We start from the raw sequence: 20,261 nt of genomic DNA, 5'->3' as shown, positions 1-20,261 counted from the left end.
AGAGTTCGAGGCGTTATATCCGATATAAACAAGAATTCAGAATAAAAAAGAGTGGCTGACTAAAAGCGACACAAACCATTCATTCATCTCACTCTTATATTTTGTTACAATTACGATTGCGCAGGATGCCAATGAATAGTAAAACACTTGATTTATCGACTTACGATTCTAGCTAATTTAGCAGCGGAACTCTAGGGCATTTCCTGAGGGGGTTAAGTTCTTAAAGATATATTTTAGATTATTTTAGATCCTTAACTGGAGTTTATCCCTATGAGGGTATTTAGATGCTAATTAAAAATATTTATGTTTATAACGATGAAGGGATTAAAGAATTAAAGCATGTACAAGTTACCAATGAGGGTGTCAAAGTATTATTCAATTTAGAGGATGATTTATCGCTTCTGCAAGAGGAAAAAATTATTGATTCTAAAGGCTCCTATTTCTTAATGCCAGGGATGTTAGACGCTCATGTTCATGGTCAAGGTGGTATTGATTTCGCTGACTTAAACAATGAAATGAGTGACGAACCATTAGAATGCATCGTTAAAGCTCTAGGAAAAACCGGACTTTCTTACGCATTAGCAACTTTAGTATCTATGCCAATTCCCGCCCTAAAAAAATCACTGATAAAAATTAATGATTTTATTCTGAAACAAGACCTTTCCCCTACCGCAGGACACACTCAAATTGTTGGAGTGCATCTAGAAGGCCCCTTCATTGCCAAGAGTTGTAAGGGAGCTCATGCTGAAGATGCGCTCCAAGACAGTATTTCTCTAGAAAAATTTAGAGATATTATTAGCGTGGCACCTAATATAAAACAATGGAAAATTACCATTGCCCCCGATTTACCTGGTGCAGAAGAATTTATTAAACAAACAAAAGCGCTTGAGCAAGAAGGCATTTTTGTAAAAGTATTCATTGGGCATTGCAATCCAAGTGATAAAGAGGTCATTGGGCGTGCTGTTGCAGCAGGTGCCTGCGGATTTACCCATCTCGGTAATGGCTGCCAAGAATCATGTAGCCGAGAAACACGAGAACTTACTTTAAACGATTCGAAAAGTCACGTTGTCCAATGGATACTTGAAAATCCGGATCGTTGTCCCGCTGGCGTGGAGCTCATTGTTGATGGAGTACACTTATCACATTCATTTATTTCTCTTATACAAAATACAATTAAAAACAAAATTATTCTTGTCACGGATGCTTTAGGTCCCACAGGTTGTAAAGATGGAGCCTATAAACTAGGAGCCTTGGATATTTTCAAGGAACAAAATAGTTTCTATTTGGCAGATAATAAAGGTGATTTTCTTCTGAAAAAAGGGATTTTACCCTCAGGAGAGTACGGATTAGTAAAAACTCTTGCAGGCAGCGCAGCCCCATTATCCCTTTGCGCGCAAAAATATTTTGAATCGATGTCTAATGAATTGCTAGAAAACCGTATGGACTCTATGTATGCCGCCCTCATCACCAATCCCAGAATGACCTCCTTATCTGTGGAAAGAATACAAAATTTACCGGATGACAAAAATTTTTCTATTTTTAATCGTAATGGACAACTTATTTTGAGTTCGTGTAATGGTAAAGTAATGGAGCATCAGCAACTACAATGGCCTTTATCAAGCATGCTTCAACATGGCTTTTTATCAAAGCCAAATACTATCGACAACAATCCCAATATAGAAGCCCATTGCACGTACAATTAGAGCGGCTGGAAAATTTTCTCTCCTGCCACCCTACAAACGTTATCTATTAATATGGAAAAATAGGTGTTATCACAATGACACTAAGTTCCGCTTATTCTCCTGGAGCCTACGTTCCGCTACGTGTTCGCGAAACGTAGGCTTTCTAGCTGGATCCCCCGAACAAGTCGCGGGACGTAGGCAGACAGGATATAGAAAAGTATTCTTAAATTAGTATCATTAAGGTTGACCTTAGTTCTTTGGTATTAACCTTCATTGTGAAAAAGGCCTATGCTATATTTATATTAATTTAGTTATTGCGAATAATTAACAATTAAGAGATTTAGAGCCTGTTTTGCAAGCATGCATCTAAAACATGGAGTAGGTTAGATGAGCACTCAGCAATCCATTCGTGTTGGACAGTCCTCTTCGAAAGAACCGCATACCGCAGTCAGGGAGTTTCATGCCGCAGTATGTCAGCCTAATATGGAACTTGTTCTATTTTTTTGTTCAAGTCATTATGATCTTAATGGCATAGCTAATGCAATAAATTCCCTTTTTCCAAATGTGAAGGTGATTGGATGTACAACCGCAGGTGAAATTGGACCCCATGGTTATACAGATCATACTCTTTCAGGGGTTAGCTTCGCATCGGATGGATTTACAGCCGCTGCTGGATACCTAAGCGATTTAAAAAATATTAATTACGATAAAGGGCAGGTGTTTGTGAATAACCTGCTACAGCGACTTGAAGCACGAGCGCCTTCTACTAATTCTGAAAATAGCTTCGCCTTTTTGTTAGTGGATGGATTGTCTCAACGCGAAGAACAAGTAACTAATGTATTACAAGATATCTTAGGAGAAATTGCCCTTTTTGGTGGTTCCGCCGGCGATGATCTCCGTTTTAAGAAAACATGGGTCTTTGCTGAAGGTGCTTTCCACACTGATTCTGTAGCCCTTATCCTGATTAATACGATCTATCCGTTTAAATTATTCAAAGCCCAACATTTTGTTTGTGGAACCGAAAAAATGGTCGTGACCCAAGCAGATCCCGAACAACGTATTGTGAATGAAATTAATGGCTATCCGGCAGTGGAAGAATATGCTCGCATAGTAAAAACGCAAGTGGATAAACTAGATCCCATGCAGTTTTCTGCGACACCCTTAGTGATACGCATTAACGGTGTTGATTATGTGCGCTCGATTCAAAAAGCTAATCCAGATGGCAGTTTAAAGTTTTACTGCGCAATCGATAACGGTTTAGTGTTTATGGCTGCTCACGGAATTGATCTAATAAAAAATGTAGAGCAAACATTCCAAGACATTCAAACATCCATTGGCAAGCCACAATTGGTCCTGGCTTGTGATTGCATTCTCCGTAATTTGGAGATGCAACGTCAGGGACTGAAACAAGACGTAGAAAAGATTTTTCAGAATAATAACGTTGTTGGCTTTAGCACTTATGGAGAACAATTCAAGGGTATTCATATAAATCAAACCATTACTGGCCTAGCTATAGGTGCATTACAGGAAAACCGCGATGCCTGAAAAGAGCACCCTTAATAACAAAGAATTGCAGGCGGAAATCGAACGCCTCAATAAAATTGTTAAGGCGTTGATTGATAGAGCAGAACAAGATATGAATGCTCCACGTACCGATTTTGGAGTATTTCAAAATACTATTATTCTTGAAGATAAAGTCAGAAAACGCACCCAAGAATTAGAAGAAGCACTCCAAATAAATGCAAAAATAGCCCGTGATTTACAACAAGCCAAAAAGCAGGGGGAACAAAGTGAACAATATTTACGTGACATTACATCTGCACTAGGCGAGGGATTATTAGTTATCAATAAAGAAGCTAAGATCGAGTTTGTGAATGCCGCAGCGTGCAACATCCTAGGTTATGAAGAAGCCGAAATGCTTGGTCAAAACGCCCATCAACTATTTCATTACTCCTACCATAGTGGCATCCCCTATCCAATCGAAGATTGTAAAAATTTGGAAGTAATACAAACAGAAAAACCTTACATGAGTGATGAGGATTATTTTTGGCGTAAAGATGGTACCTGCTTCCCTGTTTCTCTAATTACAACGCCAATTAAGTTAAAAAAAAATACCCACGGGATTGTGGTCGCATTTCATGATATTACTCAATCCATGCAGGAGAGAAATCGTTTACGTGAAATGCAAGCGGCTATCGAACAAAGCCCCGCATCAGTTCTGATCGTTGATAAACAAAGAACAATTATTTACGCCAATCCGCAAATTATCAAATTGACAGGCTATTCCAGAGAAGAATTGCACGGTCAAAAAACAGATATTTTTCATGGGAACATGACACCAAGAAATGACTTAGCTAATTTATGGAAAACAATTAAATCGGGTATGTGCTGGAGGGGAGAGCTTCTCTACCATCGAAAAAATGGCATTACCCTCTGGCAATCGTGGAGCATTGCCCCTGTTTTTAATACTCATGGAGAAATTCAACATTTTGTGGGTGTAGGTGAAGATATTACTGAAAAAAAGAAGCTCCAAGTTTTACTACAAGAAATGTCATATTTGGATGGATTAACCGGGATAGCGAATCGTCGTCGATTCGATGACTTTCTTCAACAGGAATGGAGCCGTGCCTTGCGGTATGCCAAACCCATAGCAATTATTATGATGGATATTGATTTCTTTAAACGTTACAACGACAGTCTTGGTCACCTGGCGGGTGATGATGCTTTAAAATATGTCGCTCAAGCATTAAAAAACAGAGTTACCCGTAGCACTGATTTACTTGCACGCTATGGTGGTGAAGAATTTACCTGTATTTTGCCCGATACTCAAATTGCCGATGCAATCAAATTCGCCGAGTCATTACGACAAGCCGTTTGTAAGTTGGAGCTCCCCCATCCAGATTCAGATGTATCTCCTTTTATAACGATTAGTGTTGGTGTAGCTGTTTGCATTCCCAAGGAAAATAATTCAACCAGTCTATTAAATCTTGCTGATGATGCATTGTATCGTGCAAAAACGCGAGGACGAAATCGGGTCGAGTTCATTGAGGCCTAGGATTGGACATTTTAATCAAGCTTGATTCGAGAAAGAATCCATTCACTTAATGCCCTGGTTTTAGGCGATATATGGCTTTTAGATGGGAAAACTAAAAAGAGCTCCGTATCAGTTTGCAATTCGATTCTTGGAACAAGTTCTTTTATCGTGCCAGCCTCAACTTCATTTTCAAATATTAAACGAGGTAAGAAACCAATACCAATACCTTGCATTATCAGCGTTCTTACTGCAGTAATGTTATTTACTTGATACGATGCTATTTTATTCGGTGAAAATTCAAATTCTCTTCCTTCCTTTTTTATTTTAATTTTATTACCTGCTTTTTTATTATGGGGCTCGAATAAAATCCAAGGTAATTGTTCAATGATATTAATAGAACAATTTTCGAGATTAGGAATTTTCAATTCGGGCGAAGCAAACGCCCTAAAAGAAGCTTTTCCGATCTTTCGAATTACCAGAGAGTCTTCAAGTGGACGACCCGCACGAATCACTAAATCAAGTCGATTCTGCAATAAATTTCTTTTCTCAGAAGAAAAATCCCATTCAATTTTAACTAACGGATAAGCTTCAAGAAAACCTGGCATAACATGCTCAAGCAAATAAAGCCCTAATTCTACAGGTGTAGAAATCCTCACCGTCCCATGCGGAGTACTTTGAGTTGATTGCACGGATTCAATGGCCTGATCAAAAATATGAACCCCATCGCGAATCTCTTGAAAAAAAGTCTGACCTTCCTCTGTAAGTGCTACCCTGCGTGTAGTCCGATGAAATAGCCTGACTCCAAGTTGTTTTTCAAGCTCAGCAATATGCCTACTCAGTAATGATTTCTGAATATTCAATTCATTGGCCGCCTGCACAAAACTTAATTTTTCCGCAACCTTATTGAAATATTTAATACTTTCGTAATCGACTTTCATAGTTCTATTATTGCAATAGTTTAATTCCAAATCAAATGATTATCCCATAGATAAAACATGCTATCTTTTAATAAAAGGAAACATTTAAGGATCGTTTTATGAACACTTTAAAACTTATATCGCCCCTAAACAAATTGAATCTTCAATTTAAAAATCGAGTCTTTATGGCACCAATGACGCGGTCTAGAGCCACTACCCAAATACCTAATGATCTTATGGCAGAATATTATGCGCAAAGGGCTTCTGCAGGTTTAATCTTTACGGAAGGAACACAAATTAGCCCAGAGGGAATTGGTTATATTTTCACGCCAGGAATTTATACCGAAGAACAGATTAAGGGATGGCAAAAAGTAACTCAGGCAGTACATGAAAATGGAGGCCAAATATTTGCTCAATTGTGGCATGTGGGAAGAGTATCTCATCCTGATTTTCAGGGAGGAAAACTACCTGTTGCCCCCTCTGCGATTTCATTTAAAGGACAAGCATTTACTCTGCAAGGGCCTAAAGATACCCTGACTCCACGTGCACTCCTCCTTGATGAAATCAAAAATACAATTGAAGAGTATAGAAAAGCAGCTGAGGCAGCCCAATTGGCAGGATTTGATGGAGTAGAAATACATGGTGCCAATGGGTATTTACCCCATCAGTTTTTAGAAGATGGTTCAAATCATCGTGATGATATGTATGGTGGATCACTTGAAAATAGAGCGCGATTTTTACTTGAGGTCACCGATGCGGCCATTAGTGTTTGGGGACCTGAACGCGTTTCTGTCCGCTTATCGCCGAGGAATCCCTTTAATGGTATGAGTGACTCAACACCTGAGCAAACCTATTTATACGTAGTAGAGCAACTGGAAAAAAGAAAACTGGGAATTCTTCATTTTATGGAGCCTACCCATCTACCTAAAGAGATACAACCTCTTGCTCCTCAGATACGAAAAATATTTTCTGGCATTCTCGTTTTGAATATGGGCTACACTAAAGAAACAGCTGAAGAGGTTCTCTCACAAGGGCTCGCAGATGCAATATCTTTCGGCTCCTTGTTTATTGGAAATCCGGATCTTCCTGTACGGTTTACTGAAAATGCTCCTCTTACTGTGGCTGATAATAGGACTTATTATGGTGGTGGAAAAGAAGGATATACTGATTATCCAAGACTTCGTTAAACACCATTTTTACTGGTCAACCCACAGCGATTTGAATTTTGAGAACACTGAATTTTTAATTATGAGCTGTGGGTTTTAAATAGAGCACACACAAAATACTCGCAATCAATGCGGTAATACAACATAAAACAATGGGCAAAATAATGGATACAACAATCAGTAAGCCCCCGGTAAAGCAAATAATAGCATCACCTAATGTCCGCAAACTTACTTGAGCGCCCATGACTTCCCCCTGAATGGTAGTATGAGACCTATTTGAGATATGTATTGTCAAGGTTGTTGTGACACTCGTAATGCTAAATCCAATGAGTCCAAAGAACAGCAACATGATTGAAGGATATTGAAAAGCAATCATGGCAGCAAAAATCAAAGAAGTCGCCAACATAGCCAAGATAATAATTTTATGAATCGGCATTCGTTTTGAAAGATGCTGCGGAAGCCATGCGGCCCCTAAAGCAAGTGCGGCTGATAATACAGCATTATAAGCTGCGATCATCCCCGGAGACATATCCCATTTTCCGGCTAGATAAACTGGGCCAAATTCGTAAAAGATATCCACGGCAAAGGTAAACAGTGTGCTGATAATCAGCAAATGAATTAAGTGGGGATGATTTTGAAATAATAATTTGAATTGTCTAATAATGTTGAGTTTGCTCAATATACTTTCTTTTTCCGCTTGGTGCAGAATTTTATGTTCCGGCAATTTCCACCAGGAAAGTCCCAGTGTGGTAATTGATGCGATTGCTGCAAAAGTAAAAGGGAATGACCATGAAAACCAAGGGACAATGTATGAATTGGATAATAACCCACCGACGATTGGTCCAATGATGTAGCCAATACCCGCCATGCTGTTGATCCTGCCAAAACTCACAAACTTGTTAATAGTGGTTAGTTCTGACGCGAGTGCTCTTGCCACCGCAAAGGTACCCTCCATAAATCCCGTTAAAAAGCGGCTGAATAATAAAAGCCAAAAGCAGTTTGTCCAAAATGATATGACCGTTAAGAGATAACCCAGCGTGCTACCCGCCAAGCTAATTATCAGTATTTTTTTACGCCCGTACAAATCAGAACTTCGCCCCAAAATGGGGGAACCAATGAATTGTCCGAGCGGAAAAATTGCAAGGGTTAGCCCGAGTAAAATACGCCTGCTGTTTTCAGTCCATTCGGGAGAGATAATTAACTGATTAGTAGATTGTAAAAACAGAGGTGGCAGAATTGGATAAGCAATAGATGAACCAATAAAACTGATTAAGACGATCAGTAAAATAATCCAGAGTTGTCTTTTTTCTTGAGTTATTTGTGTGTACATGTTCATTCTTGGCCATTGAACTAACCGGGCAACCGACTTAAAAGATCACTATTATTCTATCTTTTTTTTCTTGATAGGTCGATATTTTTTCATAAAGCACAATTATTGAATCATATCGTGGGAAAAGCTGACTGACCTCATGGTCAGTCTTGGAATTAGCCTACTGCATTACATTCATTTTCAAGCGACGCTTTAAATTGCTCTACCCATGCATTATCGACAAAATCGGGTAGTACTAAATGCTCAGTAGTACGCCCTGTTTCTTCAAAATGCTTATATAAATAGGGGCGATAATAAGTGAGCTCAGGGACCTGAAAATCAAGTTTTTTGGCTTTTTCATCATTAACCCGAACGCGTAATATATCTTTAAAATGCATATTCCTTTCAAAGTTAACCATCTCCTCATCCGACATTACGCCACCTTGAAAGATAAGTGTTTGCCTACTTGCCGTAGATAATCGTGTAAAATAATCTTTTTTCTTGGCTGCCAAATAGCGCTTGGCATTCACATGATGGCCAATGAGCAAAGCAACTTTTGCAGAAAATCCAAGGGCATATGCCAATTGGGCTCCGAGCCATTCATGATGCACCACCCCCAAATCGGCCATCGTATTTTGCTTGGTATCTGGAATAAAATGCCCCACATCATGAAATAAGCATGCCAGAATAACCTCCCGATTATGCCCCGCTTGCTCAGCAAAATAAGCACACTGTAAGGCATGTTCTAATTGCGAAACAGCCTCTCCTATGTAATCCATGTCTTCGGCGAAACACAAATACTGAAATGCCCTATCAATTTTTTGGTTTATTAGATTCATTGTGTTCATTACATGACTTCAGTAGCAGTAATAGGATTAGCCACATTATAAATAGCAGCACCGGCCGAATAATCTTTATTAGGATCACGTTCACAGTCAGGAGGAAATTTGTCTCTTTTATCCTGATAATAAGCTTCTCGTTTAATCCCCCCTTCAGCAAATTTGCTAAAGGTAATAAAAAGAGCCCGCCGAGGTTTATTGCTGCGATTAGCTTCAGAATAATGAGGTAAGTAGGAATCAAATAAAATAACGTCGCCAGTTTTACATTCGATTGGAGACCAGGAAAAAGTCTCGGCCATCTCTTTACTAATTGAACCATCCGCCTCTTGAGGAAGGATTATCGGCTTATTCGCACCGCCCTTAACCACTTGCAAACAACCATTTTCTAAAGTGCAATCATCTATAGCCACCATCATGGTAATGTGATATCGCTGATTAAAACTAATAAAAGCAGGAGCATCTTGGTGCGGTTTAAATCCACCTCCACCGGGGAATTTATAATTAATTTTTTCTTTGAAAATAGCCGCTTTCTCTCCCATTAATGAGGAGACTAAGTTTAAAGTGCGTGTACTATTGGCAACATCATTCATACCTTGATGATAATCAATAAAATTTTCAACGCGACAAAGCTGGCGCTCTCCCTTTGCATTTTGCTCAAAATATTTCATCCATTTTCCTGGTGTTTCAGGCCAGGATGTTAATTCATCACACCAGGTTTTAAGTTGTTGTTTCAACTCAATAAATAAGAAATCACGTACTATTATAAATCCCTGCTCATTCCAAAAACCGTGTTGTTCTTCACTCAGTTGATAATTCATAATTTCCCTTTTAAGACGTTGTTAGCAATGTATGTTCAGAAATTGGCTCGGATAGAGTAGCCATTTTAGCCTCTTCTCCTTCTAACCATTTTGTTAATAACCAACCCAGCAGGAGCGTACTGGCCAGGATAGCTAATGTCAGATAAATACCCAATCGAACTTGAAATACAGGTAAAAATACGGTTCCAATAAAGGCTCCAAACTTACCTGTCCCGGCCGCAAGGCCATGGCCTGTAGCTTTAAATTCAGGATTATAAAGCTTTGCAGGCAGCAGATATGTTGAAATTCCAGGGCCAAAATTTATAAAGAAATTGAAGAGGATGAACCCCGCGAAAATCATAATATTGCTGGGGAATAGATAGCTTATGCTAAGGATTAATAAACCCAAAAACGAAAATAAGAATCCCGTTTTTTGCAATTTAATCAGAGGCACGTGATTTACAAAAAAAATGACTGCAAAAGCCCCTAACGAAACAAAAACATTGACCACTAAAGTGCTTTTCAGTACTTCGGTTTGTGCATTTAAAAAATTAGCTTCGCTCGATAAGTTAAATGCTTGTAAAACATAGGGAGTAAATAACCCTATGCCGTAATAAGAGATATCTAATAAAAACCAGCACAGGCAAAGACAAACGGAAATCCTTATCATTCGTGGAGAAAATATAAATCGGTAATTTGTAAGAATTGTATGTTTGGAACGTGGCTTTAAACGTTGATGAACTTTCCATAAAAAACTTTCAGGTAATTTGGCCCTTAATAACAACCCTACTATGGCAGGAATTGCTCCTGAAGCAAAGATCCAGCGCCACACATCCAGTTGAGGATGAAGCTTAAATAATAACCAGGCAACGATAACACCTACTGGTGAAGCAAGACAATTGATAAACATCGCCGTCGCGATGAATTGGCTATTTTTATGTGGCGGGATCATTTCGGCCAAATAGGCTGCACAGATAGGATAATCCGCACCGACCCCAAAACCAAGTAAGAATCGAAACACACAAAGAGAGGTTATATTCCAAGCAAATGCGGAACAAATCGCAATGACTACAAAAAAGATAAGATTGATAATGAGCATGCTTTTCCTACCGACCATATCTGCCAATCGTCCCACAATGATTGCGCCAAATACCGCACCCAAAGGTGCTGCAGCCTGAGTGAGCCCAATCATGAAGGAGGATGGATGGTATACCGCATTAATAAACGGTTCGGCTACTGAAGCAATATATAAATCATAACCATCAATGAACAAACCCAGGGCGCACACTATCCAAACATGAAAGGCTAGGGATTTATTGTTATTTTCGTCCATGAAAATCTCTTTATTAGATAATAAGATAGTGTAACTTTTATTATGAAAACAAGTAGTTGATTTTTAACACAATCGTTTGTCAAAAACAAATAAGATCATTGACATAAAACCATTCAGCCCAAATTGACAAAGCATCAATTACTTTCTAAATTTTAAGAAAAATACGACAAAATGACATGGACTTAACTCGAATCCCCAAGATACCGACCATAGTATTTATCATGATGCTGTGTATCAGCACGCTTTCATTAAGCAATCCAATAAAAGTGGGCGTAAGCATTGTAGGCCCTCCCCTTGTGGAGAGAGTTGACACCCCTCAAGGGACCTATTTCTTTGGCTTTTTTATCGATCTCATGAATAACATTTGCAAACGCATTGGAACACCATGTATCTATCAAGAGATCACACTTGAAAATGAATTTGAATTCTTGGATAGTAGTAAGATTGATGTACTCATTCCAATTAAACCGTATTCATCTTCCGAGCTAAAACAATATGCCGCCAGCATTCCTTATGCGGTCAGCAAAATACATTTTATTACTACTAAGAATAGTCCTATCAATGATATAGCTGATATAAGAAATAAAAAAATTGGTGTAATTAAAATAACTTTTTATGATCTCTTAGTCCAAACACCTTACCAGAAGGACAATCAGATTGTTGCTTACAATACAGAGTCAGAACTTTTATCTGATTTAGCACAGCATAAAATCGACGTAATTGTCCTTAATAATATCATTGCGTTACGATTGGTAAACAATAATTTGTATGACATTAAGCTCATAGGGCAAGACATGCCCTTAGGAGAAGGCTATGGGATTATCGCTCTTCCCGACAAAACGTCATTAATCGAGGAAATCAATAAAGCGATCATCGGTTTAGAAAAAGATGGGACTTATACCTCACTTTATGACAAGTATTACAATCCTTAATTCATTACAGCGATCTTTTAATCCCACTCTAACTTTTGATTTAGGAGCTCATCCTCATTGAGGGTTCCTCTCTTTCAGGCATTATAAAATCGCGAAGACTTTGATTCGCTGATTGGAATTTTCCACCTTCATACACACTTCCATTTCCATTGTATAAAGTACCATCACCATTGGAATAAGCGATAACTATATTTGTTTTATGATCAACAAGAATAAAAGAGCGATTTGCTTTAGCCTGCTCTCCAAAGAAAATACCTACTTCTTCCTCAGAAGGAAAAGTTAAAGTGGTTTTTCCATCTTTTTCTTCCGGTTCTTTATACCAGCTTTCCTCGCTGTATTTTCTTTTATAGTCTTCAAGAATAAGCTTAGAATCCTCACTCTCAACTCCAACTTTTTTCATCATACCTTTTTTCTTCAATTCTTCTTCCATTTGCTGGCTGCTCATTTGCAAAAACTCTTTATGCCTCGTCTCAAGCCTCATTTTATCTTGCATGTCCTTTTGATTTAAAATACCCAGCTCTTCCTGTTTTTTCTTTAAATCAAGTAATCGTTGAATATCTTTTTTAAGCTCTTCTTGATTTGCACTCATAAATAATACTCCAGCTATTTTTGACTGATTGTAGACTAAAAATTAATCAATACTTATTTGAGGTTCGCTCTTTTACAGATTTATTACAAATGACTTATCCAACGCGTTCACTACAGGCAATCTATTTTTTCTGATGGTTCAGTTAATTAAGTAAGGATAATTTAAAATTAACTATACTTTAGTTACAACGTATATAGTATTGAATGGTTTATTAATTCATGGATTTAAAAAAGGTAAATTTAAATTTACTGGTATATCTTGATACGTTATTAAACGAATGTTCTGTTTCAAAAGCTGCCGAGAAATCTCATCTAAGCCAGGCGGCCATGAGTGGGATTTTGAAGCAATTAAGATATATTTTCGACGATCCTTTATTTGTTCGCGAAGCCCATGGGCTTAAACCTACGCCCAAAGCCTTAGCTTTGAGCCCCAAGATCAAAACTTTTTTAACTAATGCACACGAAATTTTTACAAAAGATGAATTTGACCCTTGCACAGAAGTAGTTACGTTTAATTTAGTACTTGGAAGTCATGGAGAGCTGCTCATTTTATCTAAATTATCTGCCTATCTAGCACAACACGCTCCTAATTTTACTTTAAAAACTATTTGGGTATCGGAGAATTTCAATCTTGATGAATTGTTAGGAACCACAGTGGATCTAGCAATTAGCGCAGATTTTCTACCCTACGGCCCCTCTATAAATAAAGAGTTTTTACTTGAAGAAGAAATGGCTTGTGCAATGCGTAAATCACATCCGCTTGCCAATAAACAGTTGACGCAAAAATTGCTGATGACAGCAGATCATGTGGATATCCAATTTATTAAAAATGCATTATATGAACAATACACTGATCCTGCTCTTAAAAGAAATATTAAAGTAACAGTATCTAATTTAATTAGTGCGCTTGAAGTAATTCGCGGCACGGATTACCTAGCAATCGTACCGCGACATTTAGCGATTTTTCTAAATGAACAGCACGATTTTGAGATTAAACCTCTGCCTTTTGTAAAAAAGAGCTTTACAGTGAACATGTTTTATCACAAACGTTTTAACAATTACAAACCGCTGCAATGGCTTATAAAGATTATTAAAAAGCACTGCCTCTAACAACAAAAACTTCCATCGTAAATTACTAACCATGTAATCCAAAAAATATAACTGCTTGAATCCATATAGATATAAAAATACGCGATATGACATATAAATATATTCAGTTTGAACTTATTTTAATCGATTGGTTAAATATAAGTCCAGAATTAATTTCATCCTGAGCGAAATCGAGACTCATTCAGAAATTGGTGAATTAATTCAACTTACTAAAGAACTGAAGAAAAGTTCAACAGTTTAATCGTTTAAATATTAAGGTTTTAAAATTATGAAAATGAAACATGAGGTAAATTCAGACTTACAATTAGATAAGGTACTAGAAATTAAAAATTTCTTTGAGCGAAGAACAAAAGTTAAAGCCCTTACCCAACAAGAAATAGACTTAACACCAGAGTTATTAGAAAAAGCATTAGCTACTTATGACTGGATGATAATAGAGGATATTTTGGAATATGCGCGGAAAACAAGTTTGAAACCTACGACAAAATGCTTGGATATAATGATCACCAATCGAGCTGCAGTGACCCAAAAAGCAGTTCATGATGCCTGGGCGAGAGGCAGTGCGGTTGATCCCTCTTATAGTATCTATGCTTTACAAGCTAAAACGGTTAAATCTCTTATTGAATTAGGAGCCGATTTAACTGCTGAGATTATAAATAAATCAGTACTAGATGACCAAAAATTTGGGGAATATAAGATAGAAGTTGCATTATCTGAGAAAGATTTAGAACCTACATCCAAAGCGTTACAAACTGAGTTTAATAGAATCTCAGAAATACGAAAAAATTCGCGGACTCTTGCTCAAGCATTTCGTACTAGAACCTCTTTATTCTGTGCTTTACCTGAAGAGCTTCTGCATAAAATAGCCTCTTTAACAGGAAAGAATGAGGATGTTATTGAAGAAAATGAGTCAGATATTAAGACAGCAGCAATAGTTTTTTCAAAACCCAATTAACTCCCTTCATAAAGCGGCATTTATATTTATAATAATCCTAATGCCGCTTAATTTGATAAAGAGTATTTGCACATACAAGCAAATTACGCACTCAAGGAGTTGGGCCTCCTACTATTTCCTCTTCAAAAAACTGAAGAGGAATATTTTTTATTTCCGATGAATTTATGGAACGCTCTAAATGCGTGAAAATAAGATCATTAATAACTAAAGCCAATACGGATGAAGCCAAAATAGTTAATAAAGAAGGTCCATAGTCCATATCAAACTGAAAGGCGAGTATAGCTCCTATAAGTAAACCCAAGCCGGTGGCTACTCTATTTCTAAAAGTTTTATTCCAATAAAACGCTCCGTTATTTTCATGTCGTATTCTTTGAATCTCCCTCAATTGATTAAGACGTCTTTCCTTATATTCGTGATAATCCGAAGCTTTTTGTCGAATAGTCTTATACTTGTAAGGAGAAAAAAAGCAATTGGCGTTTGTGCTTATCCAATTAAAGCGTCGGCAGCTTAATGCAATAGACAAAATATCTTTTGGGTTCAGAATATAATTTTTATCTTTATTTTGAGAGTTAAGAATGGCTAATAACATTTCATTAGCCAGATTATCAAAGAGACTATGATTTTGTTGGCCGGTATTGCGCATTGACTATTCCTTGTTTTGTAGCCCACACCTTTCGATCCTCTGGTCATCTTAGCAATATCAGAAATCATATAAGAAACCAGCAGGATAAGTTAAATATAGTGTCACAAATTTAAAACTGATGGTAGTTAAGATCCTAGGATATAACCCCGATTACCGACAAATTGTTCTATAATTAACCATATCCAATCTTGGGAGTCCCTCATGTTAAGCCAGTCAATTAGAAAATACATGCACAGTCATAATATTCCTTATAAGACCATCAGTCATCCTAGAGCATATACAGCATCGCAATGTGCTCAAGCAGCACATATTAAAGGAAATCATTTTGCTAAATCTGTAGTTGTTAAATTGGATGGTAAATTTGTACTTGTTGCTATCCCAGCTAATACGCGACTCAATTTAGATCAATTTAAAAAAGAGACCCGAGCAAAACGAGCAGAAATTGCTAAAGAGTTCGAGTTTCAAAACAAATTTACAGAATGTGAAGTGGGCGCGATTCCTCTTTTAGGTGAGCTCTATAATATGGAGGTCTATCTGGCAGATAGTCTTGCGCATCAAGAATGGCTCGTCTTTAATGCTGGAAACCATGATCAACTCCTAAAAATCAAAGGGAGCGATTTTTTAAAATTGGTTCATCCAAAAACCTTATTGCAATGCTAATACTGTTTGCTTGGTCTTAAACCTTTACTTGGAATAATAGATCGATGCTTATTTAAACGTATAGATCTTAATAAACACTTAATGTTTGTACTATATGATTATAAATAACCCAGTTATAGGTATTGCAAAATATGTCACAATCGAAGGAAGAGCAACTCGATATAATTGATGAGGTTCGACTTCTCATCAATGAGTTACGTAGCTTAAAAAATACTCAATTTCATAAACTCAAACAACCTAAGTTTGGAGAAATAGTATTTAATGGACTCGTCAAAAAATTTTCTCCCTTTTCATCTGCCAATAATTTTCTCAATTCACTAATACCCACTGAACGGCCAGATCAAAAATCAGATTTAGAGGTGGATGAAGCGAATGGTTTGTGGCAGGAACTTAGAAAAATCTTTTCCCAATTAGAATTAGATATTAATTCCATTGCATCACTTCCAGAAAAAGATCGTCTCCCCAAACAAAAAGCTATTTTTACAGAAGCTTTAAAACAAATAGGTCCTAAGTTCGCAAGAGCAATTGAGATTGATACCGATATAAAATCCTTTGAATACAGCAAGAGCGATTCATATGGTGCGATGCAATCCATTGCACAGAAAAAGATGACTTCAATTAAACAAAAATTAAAAGGCGAATTTCGTACACATTCCTTACACCAAAAATGGCAAGAAGCCGCAGAAATTATCAGCAAAGAATTCCCAAAAGAGCTACCAACGACCCAAGATTATGTGAATCTTTTAAATGCACTTCATCAATTAGAGGAAATGGAAAAAATACCTCTAAACATGACGCCTCAACCCGACAAAGTCGAAAAAGTTATCCCTAGGAAGAAGAAAATTAAAATAGGGAATATCGTAGAGGGTGTTCATGATGAGACAAACTTTCTTTCAGAATTAAACGCCTCACTCATTTCAACAATTCTTAGCCATTTAGAAATTATTCGCCTATTAGAAACAACCAAATGGAAGGAACTTAGTCTTGAATCCTTACCACAAAATAAGGCCATTACAAAACTTGAAAGTTTTTATCGTTCGGCTAAAGGAAGCTCTCGAGTAAATATTCCGGACCATCTTTTTAAAATTACCGAAAAAATTAGTGACACAATAAACGAACTATTAGGTGAGGAAAATCAAGAGGCAAAACAGTTAAAAGCAGAAGTAGATGCTCAATTACTGCAACTTGAAAAAGATATGGATAACTTTTCTCAGGAGGCTGAAAACCTTAAAGCGTTAGGATTAAATCGTGAAAACTATCTCCGAGAAGCCAATAAATTATTAGAAGTACAAAACAAGGTGTTGAAAGAACAACTTGAGAAAGTAAACCCGATAATTAATAAAATAATAGCGATCGATCAGATATTAGTTTCCTTCAACAATTCCGATAAACAGGAAGAATTATTTGCTGAAAAAAAAGCAGAGTTCTATGAGCACTATGAACCATTTTTAAAAGAAGTTGCTGATTTTGAACAAAAGCTGTTTTTACAATTAAAGAGTAGGAATAGCCCTGAGATTGATGCATTGAAAAAAGAGTTGGATCAATTAGTTCAACAGACCCTCACTGCAGATAAAAAAATCCAAGAGAACACCAAAACAAATCTGGGAAATTACAATAATTTATTAAACCATGTTTTTGAATTGAGAACAGCGGAAGAAAGGGCAAAGAGTATTTTCAAAAAGATTGAAGAAAAAATCCCCGAACAACAAAGAGAAAATCAGTTAAGAGATGAGTTTTGGATTAAAAGAGAAACTCTTCTTGAAATTAACCAAACCCTTCGTGTATCTCACATTCAATTCAAAGCTCAAGAAGTACAACTCGATGCAATCAAGTTCCTAGATACGGCAATACCTCGCTTTGAAGAAGACTTAACTCAAGCACCTATCAAACAAATCGAAGAAGAGCTAGAGGCCATTAACTCTACGCTCGAACGCTTAACTGGAATATTACATAGAGCAAAAGTAACACCAAGAGTTGCTCAGCAGCACTTTACATTTTTATGTAACACGTATCGGACCAGATCGGATCCTTTATTAACTCCCATGGAACAGTTGAGAGATGCACCACACCATCGAGATATACGCTTAACAATGGATTTTTCCGAGTACACTCGATTCAGAGAAACACTCAAGGAAGCCGATTTTCTTATTGCCGAAGAAAATTTAGACTTTGAGGCATGGAAAATTAACTATCTCTCCCTTTGGTCACGAGAAGATTTAGTCGCTTACTGCAAACAACTTGCCAAATTTGCTGATATTGCACTCCTAGGAGGTATTGAGGCTTATTCAATACAATACAATGCAGAAATGGTTACAGCATTTGAAGATGCAATGGCATTTACCCCACATTCGCAAGAAAATCCCTTTACCAAATTCCGTCAAATGTCTGCATTCATTTCAGTTGCGTCTGATAATACAGATGAACTGGATAGAGCAATTAAATCAGTCTATTCGAGCCGTTTAGGTTTACAAAGAGACTTTAAAAAGCAATATCCCGATATTAATATAGAAGCAACCCCGACATTTCTTTCAGAACTACAATTTTCAGAAGAGATTTTGAGACAAATTAGCGATGAACGACTTGCGCAGATATTGACGGATGTAAACAATCAGGGCGATCTTGAAGCATTTTTGCGTGAACAATTGGATGTTTATTATTACTCAAATCGGAACGAGAATATTCCAAGCAGTGAGCAGTTCGAGCATTATAATTTCTCGGATTTACCAGCGTTAAGGTCCAGCCGCGATTTCATTGCCACCATCCTCAAAGTACATTGGCTCACTCTAATTCAAAAGCAAATTGAAATAGAACAAGCTGTCGATCCAAAATCTAAAATAATGGACGATTTACTCAACTTAAAACAGTCTGTTTTGTCAAACCCCATATACGCTTTCCTTTCTAATAATTTATCGGGGGAAATAGAGAATAAAAGAAATATTGAGGATAGTGCGTCTATAGACAACCGGTTAAAAGAACTAAAGCAGGAACAAATTTATAATAGTTTTAATCAATTCTATGAAATACAAACAATAGCACTAGGCCATTCACTAGCTAAGGAATTAGGTGATTTAGAGACACCCATAACTGATGCTTCGGAAAAGCTAAGTCGACTTCAGGAAAAAATTAAAGCCAACATCCAGAGTCATTCCTTAGATCCTTCACCAACATCATTAACAAGACTAGGATTTCCACAGGATTTTTATTCTCTAATACAACAAAGTGAGGATTTTTTAAAGTGGTCTGACTTGTTGCAAGGATCCTTAGGAGAATCAGGTGCTCAGCTCATTTCTAAAGAAGATAAACAATTCCTTCAAGCGGTTGCTCACCCTTCTTGGTTGATGAACTTAAACGAAGAAATCAACCGCATTATTTTAACTGAGCCCCAAAACGTAGAAGGATGTTCTAATCTAGTTGGCAGATTAAACCAATGTGCCACACAGGTTGAAAAATTATCTGAAATTCATAAAAAATGGATGATGATGATTGATAACGTATTAAAAGCTTATCCCAGTGAATCAAAAACCTACAATCCCCGTTTTCATCAAACACAAGTTGATGAATGGGATCACATCAACACTGTTATAAATAATCCCCAAGTACAACAAAATTTAAGAGAATATCGAGCGAATCGTGCCCAATTGGAAAAAGTAAAAGAACATGGTTTTGAAGCCAATATTGATTATAAAAATTTATTAATGGCGTTGACGGACAATAAACTTATTTTGGATGCCGGACGCGATTATTATCAACAATTAGAAAACATACGTAAAGAGAAGGTCGGTGAGTCGCCTCAAAAATTGACTGCAGCAATAAAAATACTTAGTCAACTAAATGATGGGATTTATACAACTTTTATACAGAGCGAAGCGATTACTGAAGAGCAAAAAACTTTATTACAAACAGTAAATGGAAAGATAAATAATCTGTCAGGATCTGCGAAAGTAATAATAAGTGATCTTGAGCGCTCTTATCCAGGCTCCCAGGAGTTTGATACAGCAATCGCTGAAGCTTCAAAATTTCTTACGGATTTACCTACTGAAGTTTCTCAATGTTTCAATGAGCAACACTTTAATGAACTTGATGAGGCAGGCGATGATCTTATGATTCAGGCGTATAATAAAGTTATGGATGCAATCTCAGAGCTATGTGAAGCCCTGGATATTGAGTTTAAATACGAACGTGCTGTAGGCAAAGTAACACAAGATTATAAGACACGAGTAAGCGCTATCACCAAAAATATTATAGAGCCTCCCGAGGCCATAACTCACAATTCCTCTAAGAAATGAGCAACTTAGG

Annotated in this window: 16 protein-coding genes; 9 read left to right on the top strand and 7 right to left on the bottom strand. The window is 37.1% G+C overall.

Translation table 11 applies throughout. The annotated features are described in order from the left end of the window. Positions 1-284 precede the first annotated feature (284 nt). From ACWTEW_RS20675 to ACWTEW_RS20665, 3 genes are all read left to right on the top strand, one after another. A complete protein-coding gene (locus ACWTEW_RS20675) occupies positions 285-1,703 on the top strand; it encodes an N-acetylglucosamine-6-phosphate deacetylase (protein WP_454780393.1) in 1,419 nt (472 codons plus the stop codon). Positions 1,704-2,069: 366 nt separating this feature from the next. Beyond that, entirely contained in the window at positions 2,070-3,227 is a 1,158-nt protein-coding gene (nosP, locus tag ACWTEW_RS20670; RefSeq protein ID WP_454780392.1) for a nitric oxide-sensing protein NosP, read from the top strand. After that, the gene (locus tag ACWTEW_RS20665; protein WP_454780391.1) at positions 3,220-4,737 is read left to right on the top strand and encodes a sensor domain-containing diguanylate cyclase; all 1,518 of its coding nucleotides are present in this window, start codon (positions 3,220-3,222) and stop codon (positions 4,735-4,737) included. Before nosP ends, ACWTEW_RS20665 begins: the two co-directional genes overlap by 8 nt. 11 nt (positions 4,738-4,748) lie before the next feature. On the opposite strand, the gene ACWTEW_RS20660 is transcribed toward ACWTEW_RS20665, so the two are convergent. Continuing rightward, the gene (locus ACWTEW_RS20660) at positions 4,749-5,654 is read right to left on the bottom strand and encodes a LysR family transcriptional regulator (RefSeq protein WP_454780390.1); all 906 of its coding nucleotides are present in this window, start codon (positions 5,652-5,654) and stop codon (positions 4,749-4,751) included. A 98-nt stretch (positions 5,655-5,752) separates the two neighbouring features. Here ACWTEW_RS20660 and ACWTEW_RS20655 point away from each other — a divergent pair, with 98 nt between their 5' ends. Further along, positions 5,753-6,820, top strand: coding sequence for an alkene reductase (locus ACWTEW_RS20655; protein ID WP_454780389.1), 1,068 nt, complete (start codon positions 5,753-5,755; stop codon positions 6,818-6,820). 55 nt (positions 6,821-6,875) lie between these two features. Here ACWTEW_RS20655 and ACWTEW_RS20650 read toward each other — a convergent pair whose 3' ends face one another. From ACWTEW_RS20650 to ACWTEW_RS20635, 4 genes are all read right to left on the bottom strand, one after another. After that, the gene (locus ACWTEW_RS20650; RefSeq protein ID WP_454780388.1) at positions 6,876-8,129 is read right to left on the bottom strand and encodes an MFS transporter; all 1,254 of its coding nucleotides are present in this window, start codon (positions 8,127-8,129) and stop codon (positions 6,876-6,878) included. A 155-nt stretch (positions 8,130-8,284) separates the two neighbouring features. Further along, positions 8,285-8,947 (bottom strand): HD domain-containing protein, encoded by a 663-nt coding sequence (locus ACWTEW_RS20645; RefSeq protein ID WP_454780387.1) that lies wholly within the window; start codon positions 8,945-8,947, stop codon positions 8,285-8,287. Positions 8,948-8,955: 8 nt separating this feature from the next. Continuing rightward, positions 8,956-9,765: a phytanoyl-CoA dioxygenase family protein gene (locus tag ACWTEW_RS20640; protein WP_454780386.1), complete on the bottom strand. Its 810-nt coding sequence runs from the start codon at positions 9,763-9,765 to the stop codon at positions 8,956-8,958. Positions 9,766-9,775: 10 nt separating this feature from the next. After that, positions 9,776-11,077, bottom strand: a complete 1,302-nt coding sequence (locus tag ACWTEW_RS20635; protein WP_454780385.1) for an MFS transporter — start codon at positions 11,075-11,077, stop codon at positions 9,776-9,778. Between the two features lie 176 nt (positions 11,078-11,253). On the opposite strand from ACWTEW_RS20635, the gene ACWTEW_RS20630 reads away from it, so the two are divergent. Further along, positions 11,254-12,009, top strand: a complete 756-nt coding sequence (locus ACWTEW_RS20630) for a transporter substrate-binding domain-containing protein (RefSeq protein WP_454780384.1) — start codon at positions 11,254-11,256, stop codon at positions 12,007-12,009. Between the two features lie 40 nt (positions 12,010-12,049). Here the strand turns inward: ACWTEW_RS20630 and ACWTEW_RS20625 are convergent, their stop codons facing one another. Beyond that, positions 12,050-12,598: a Dot/Icm T4SS effector CegC4 gene (locus tag ACWTEW_RS20625; RefSeq protein ID WP_454780383.1), complete on the bottom strand. Its 549-nt coding sequence runs from the start codon at positions 12,596-12,598 to the stop codon at positions 12,050-12,052. Between the two features lie 218 nt (positions 12,599-12,816). Between ACWTEW_RS20625 and ACWTEW_RS20620 the strand changes: the two genes are divergently transcribed. After that, positions 12,817-13,707 carry a LysR family transcriptional regulator gene (locus tag ACWTEW_RS20620; RefSeq protein ID WP_454780382.1) on the top strand — a complete coding sequence of 297 codons (891 nt, stop codon included), beginning with the start codon at positions 12,817-12,819 and terminating at the stop codon, positions 13,705-13,707. 268 nt (positions 13,708-13,975) lie between these two features. After that, positions 13,976-14,662: a hypothetical protein gene (locus ACWTEW_RS20615; protein WP_454780381.1), complete on the top strand. Its 687-nt coding sequence runs from the start codon at positions 13,976-13,978 to the stop codon at positions 14,660-14,662. A 91-nt stretch (positions 14,663-14,753) separates the two neighbouring features. Here ACWTEW_RS20615 and ACWTEW_RS20610 read toward each other — a convergent pair whose 3' ends face one another. Beyond that, the gene (locus ACWTEW_RS20610; protein ID WP_454780380.1) at positions 14,754-15,305 is read right to left on the bottom strand and encodes an F-box protein; all 552 of its coding nucleotides are present in this window, start codon (positions 15,303-15,305) and stop codon (positions 14,754-14,756) included. A 201-nt stretch (positions 15,306-15,506) separates the two neighbouring features. On the opposite strand from ACWTEW_RS20610, the gene ACWTEW_RS20605 reads away from it, so the two are divergent. Next, complete coding sequence (locus ACWTEW_RS20605) at positions 15,507-15,965, top strand: aminoacyl-tRNA deacylase (RefSeq protein ID WP_454780379.1); 459 nt, start codon at positions 15,507-15,509, stop codon at positions 15,963-15,965. Positions 15,966-16,096: 131 nt separating this feature from the next. Beyond that, the gene (locus tag ACWTEW_RS20600; RefSeq protein ID WP_454780378.1) at positions 16,097-20,251 is read left to right on the top strand and encodes a GumC domain-containing protein; all 4,155 of its coding nucleotides are present in this window, start codon (positions 16,097-16,099) and stop codon (positions 20,249-20,251) included. The last annotated feature ends 10 nt before the right edge of the window (positions 20,252-20,261 follow it).

The sequence above is a fragment of the Legionella stuttgartensis genome, assembly GCF_977063405.2.
This window is presented reverse-complemented; position numbering and strand designations above follow the sequence as displayed.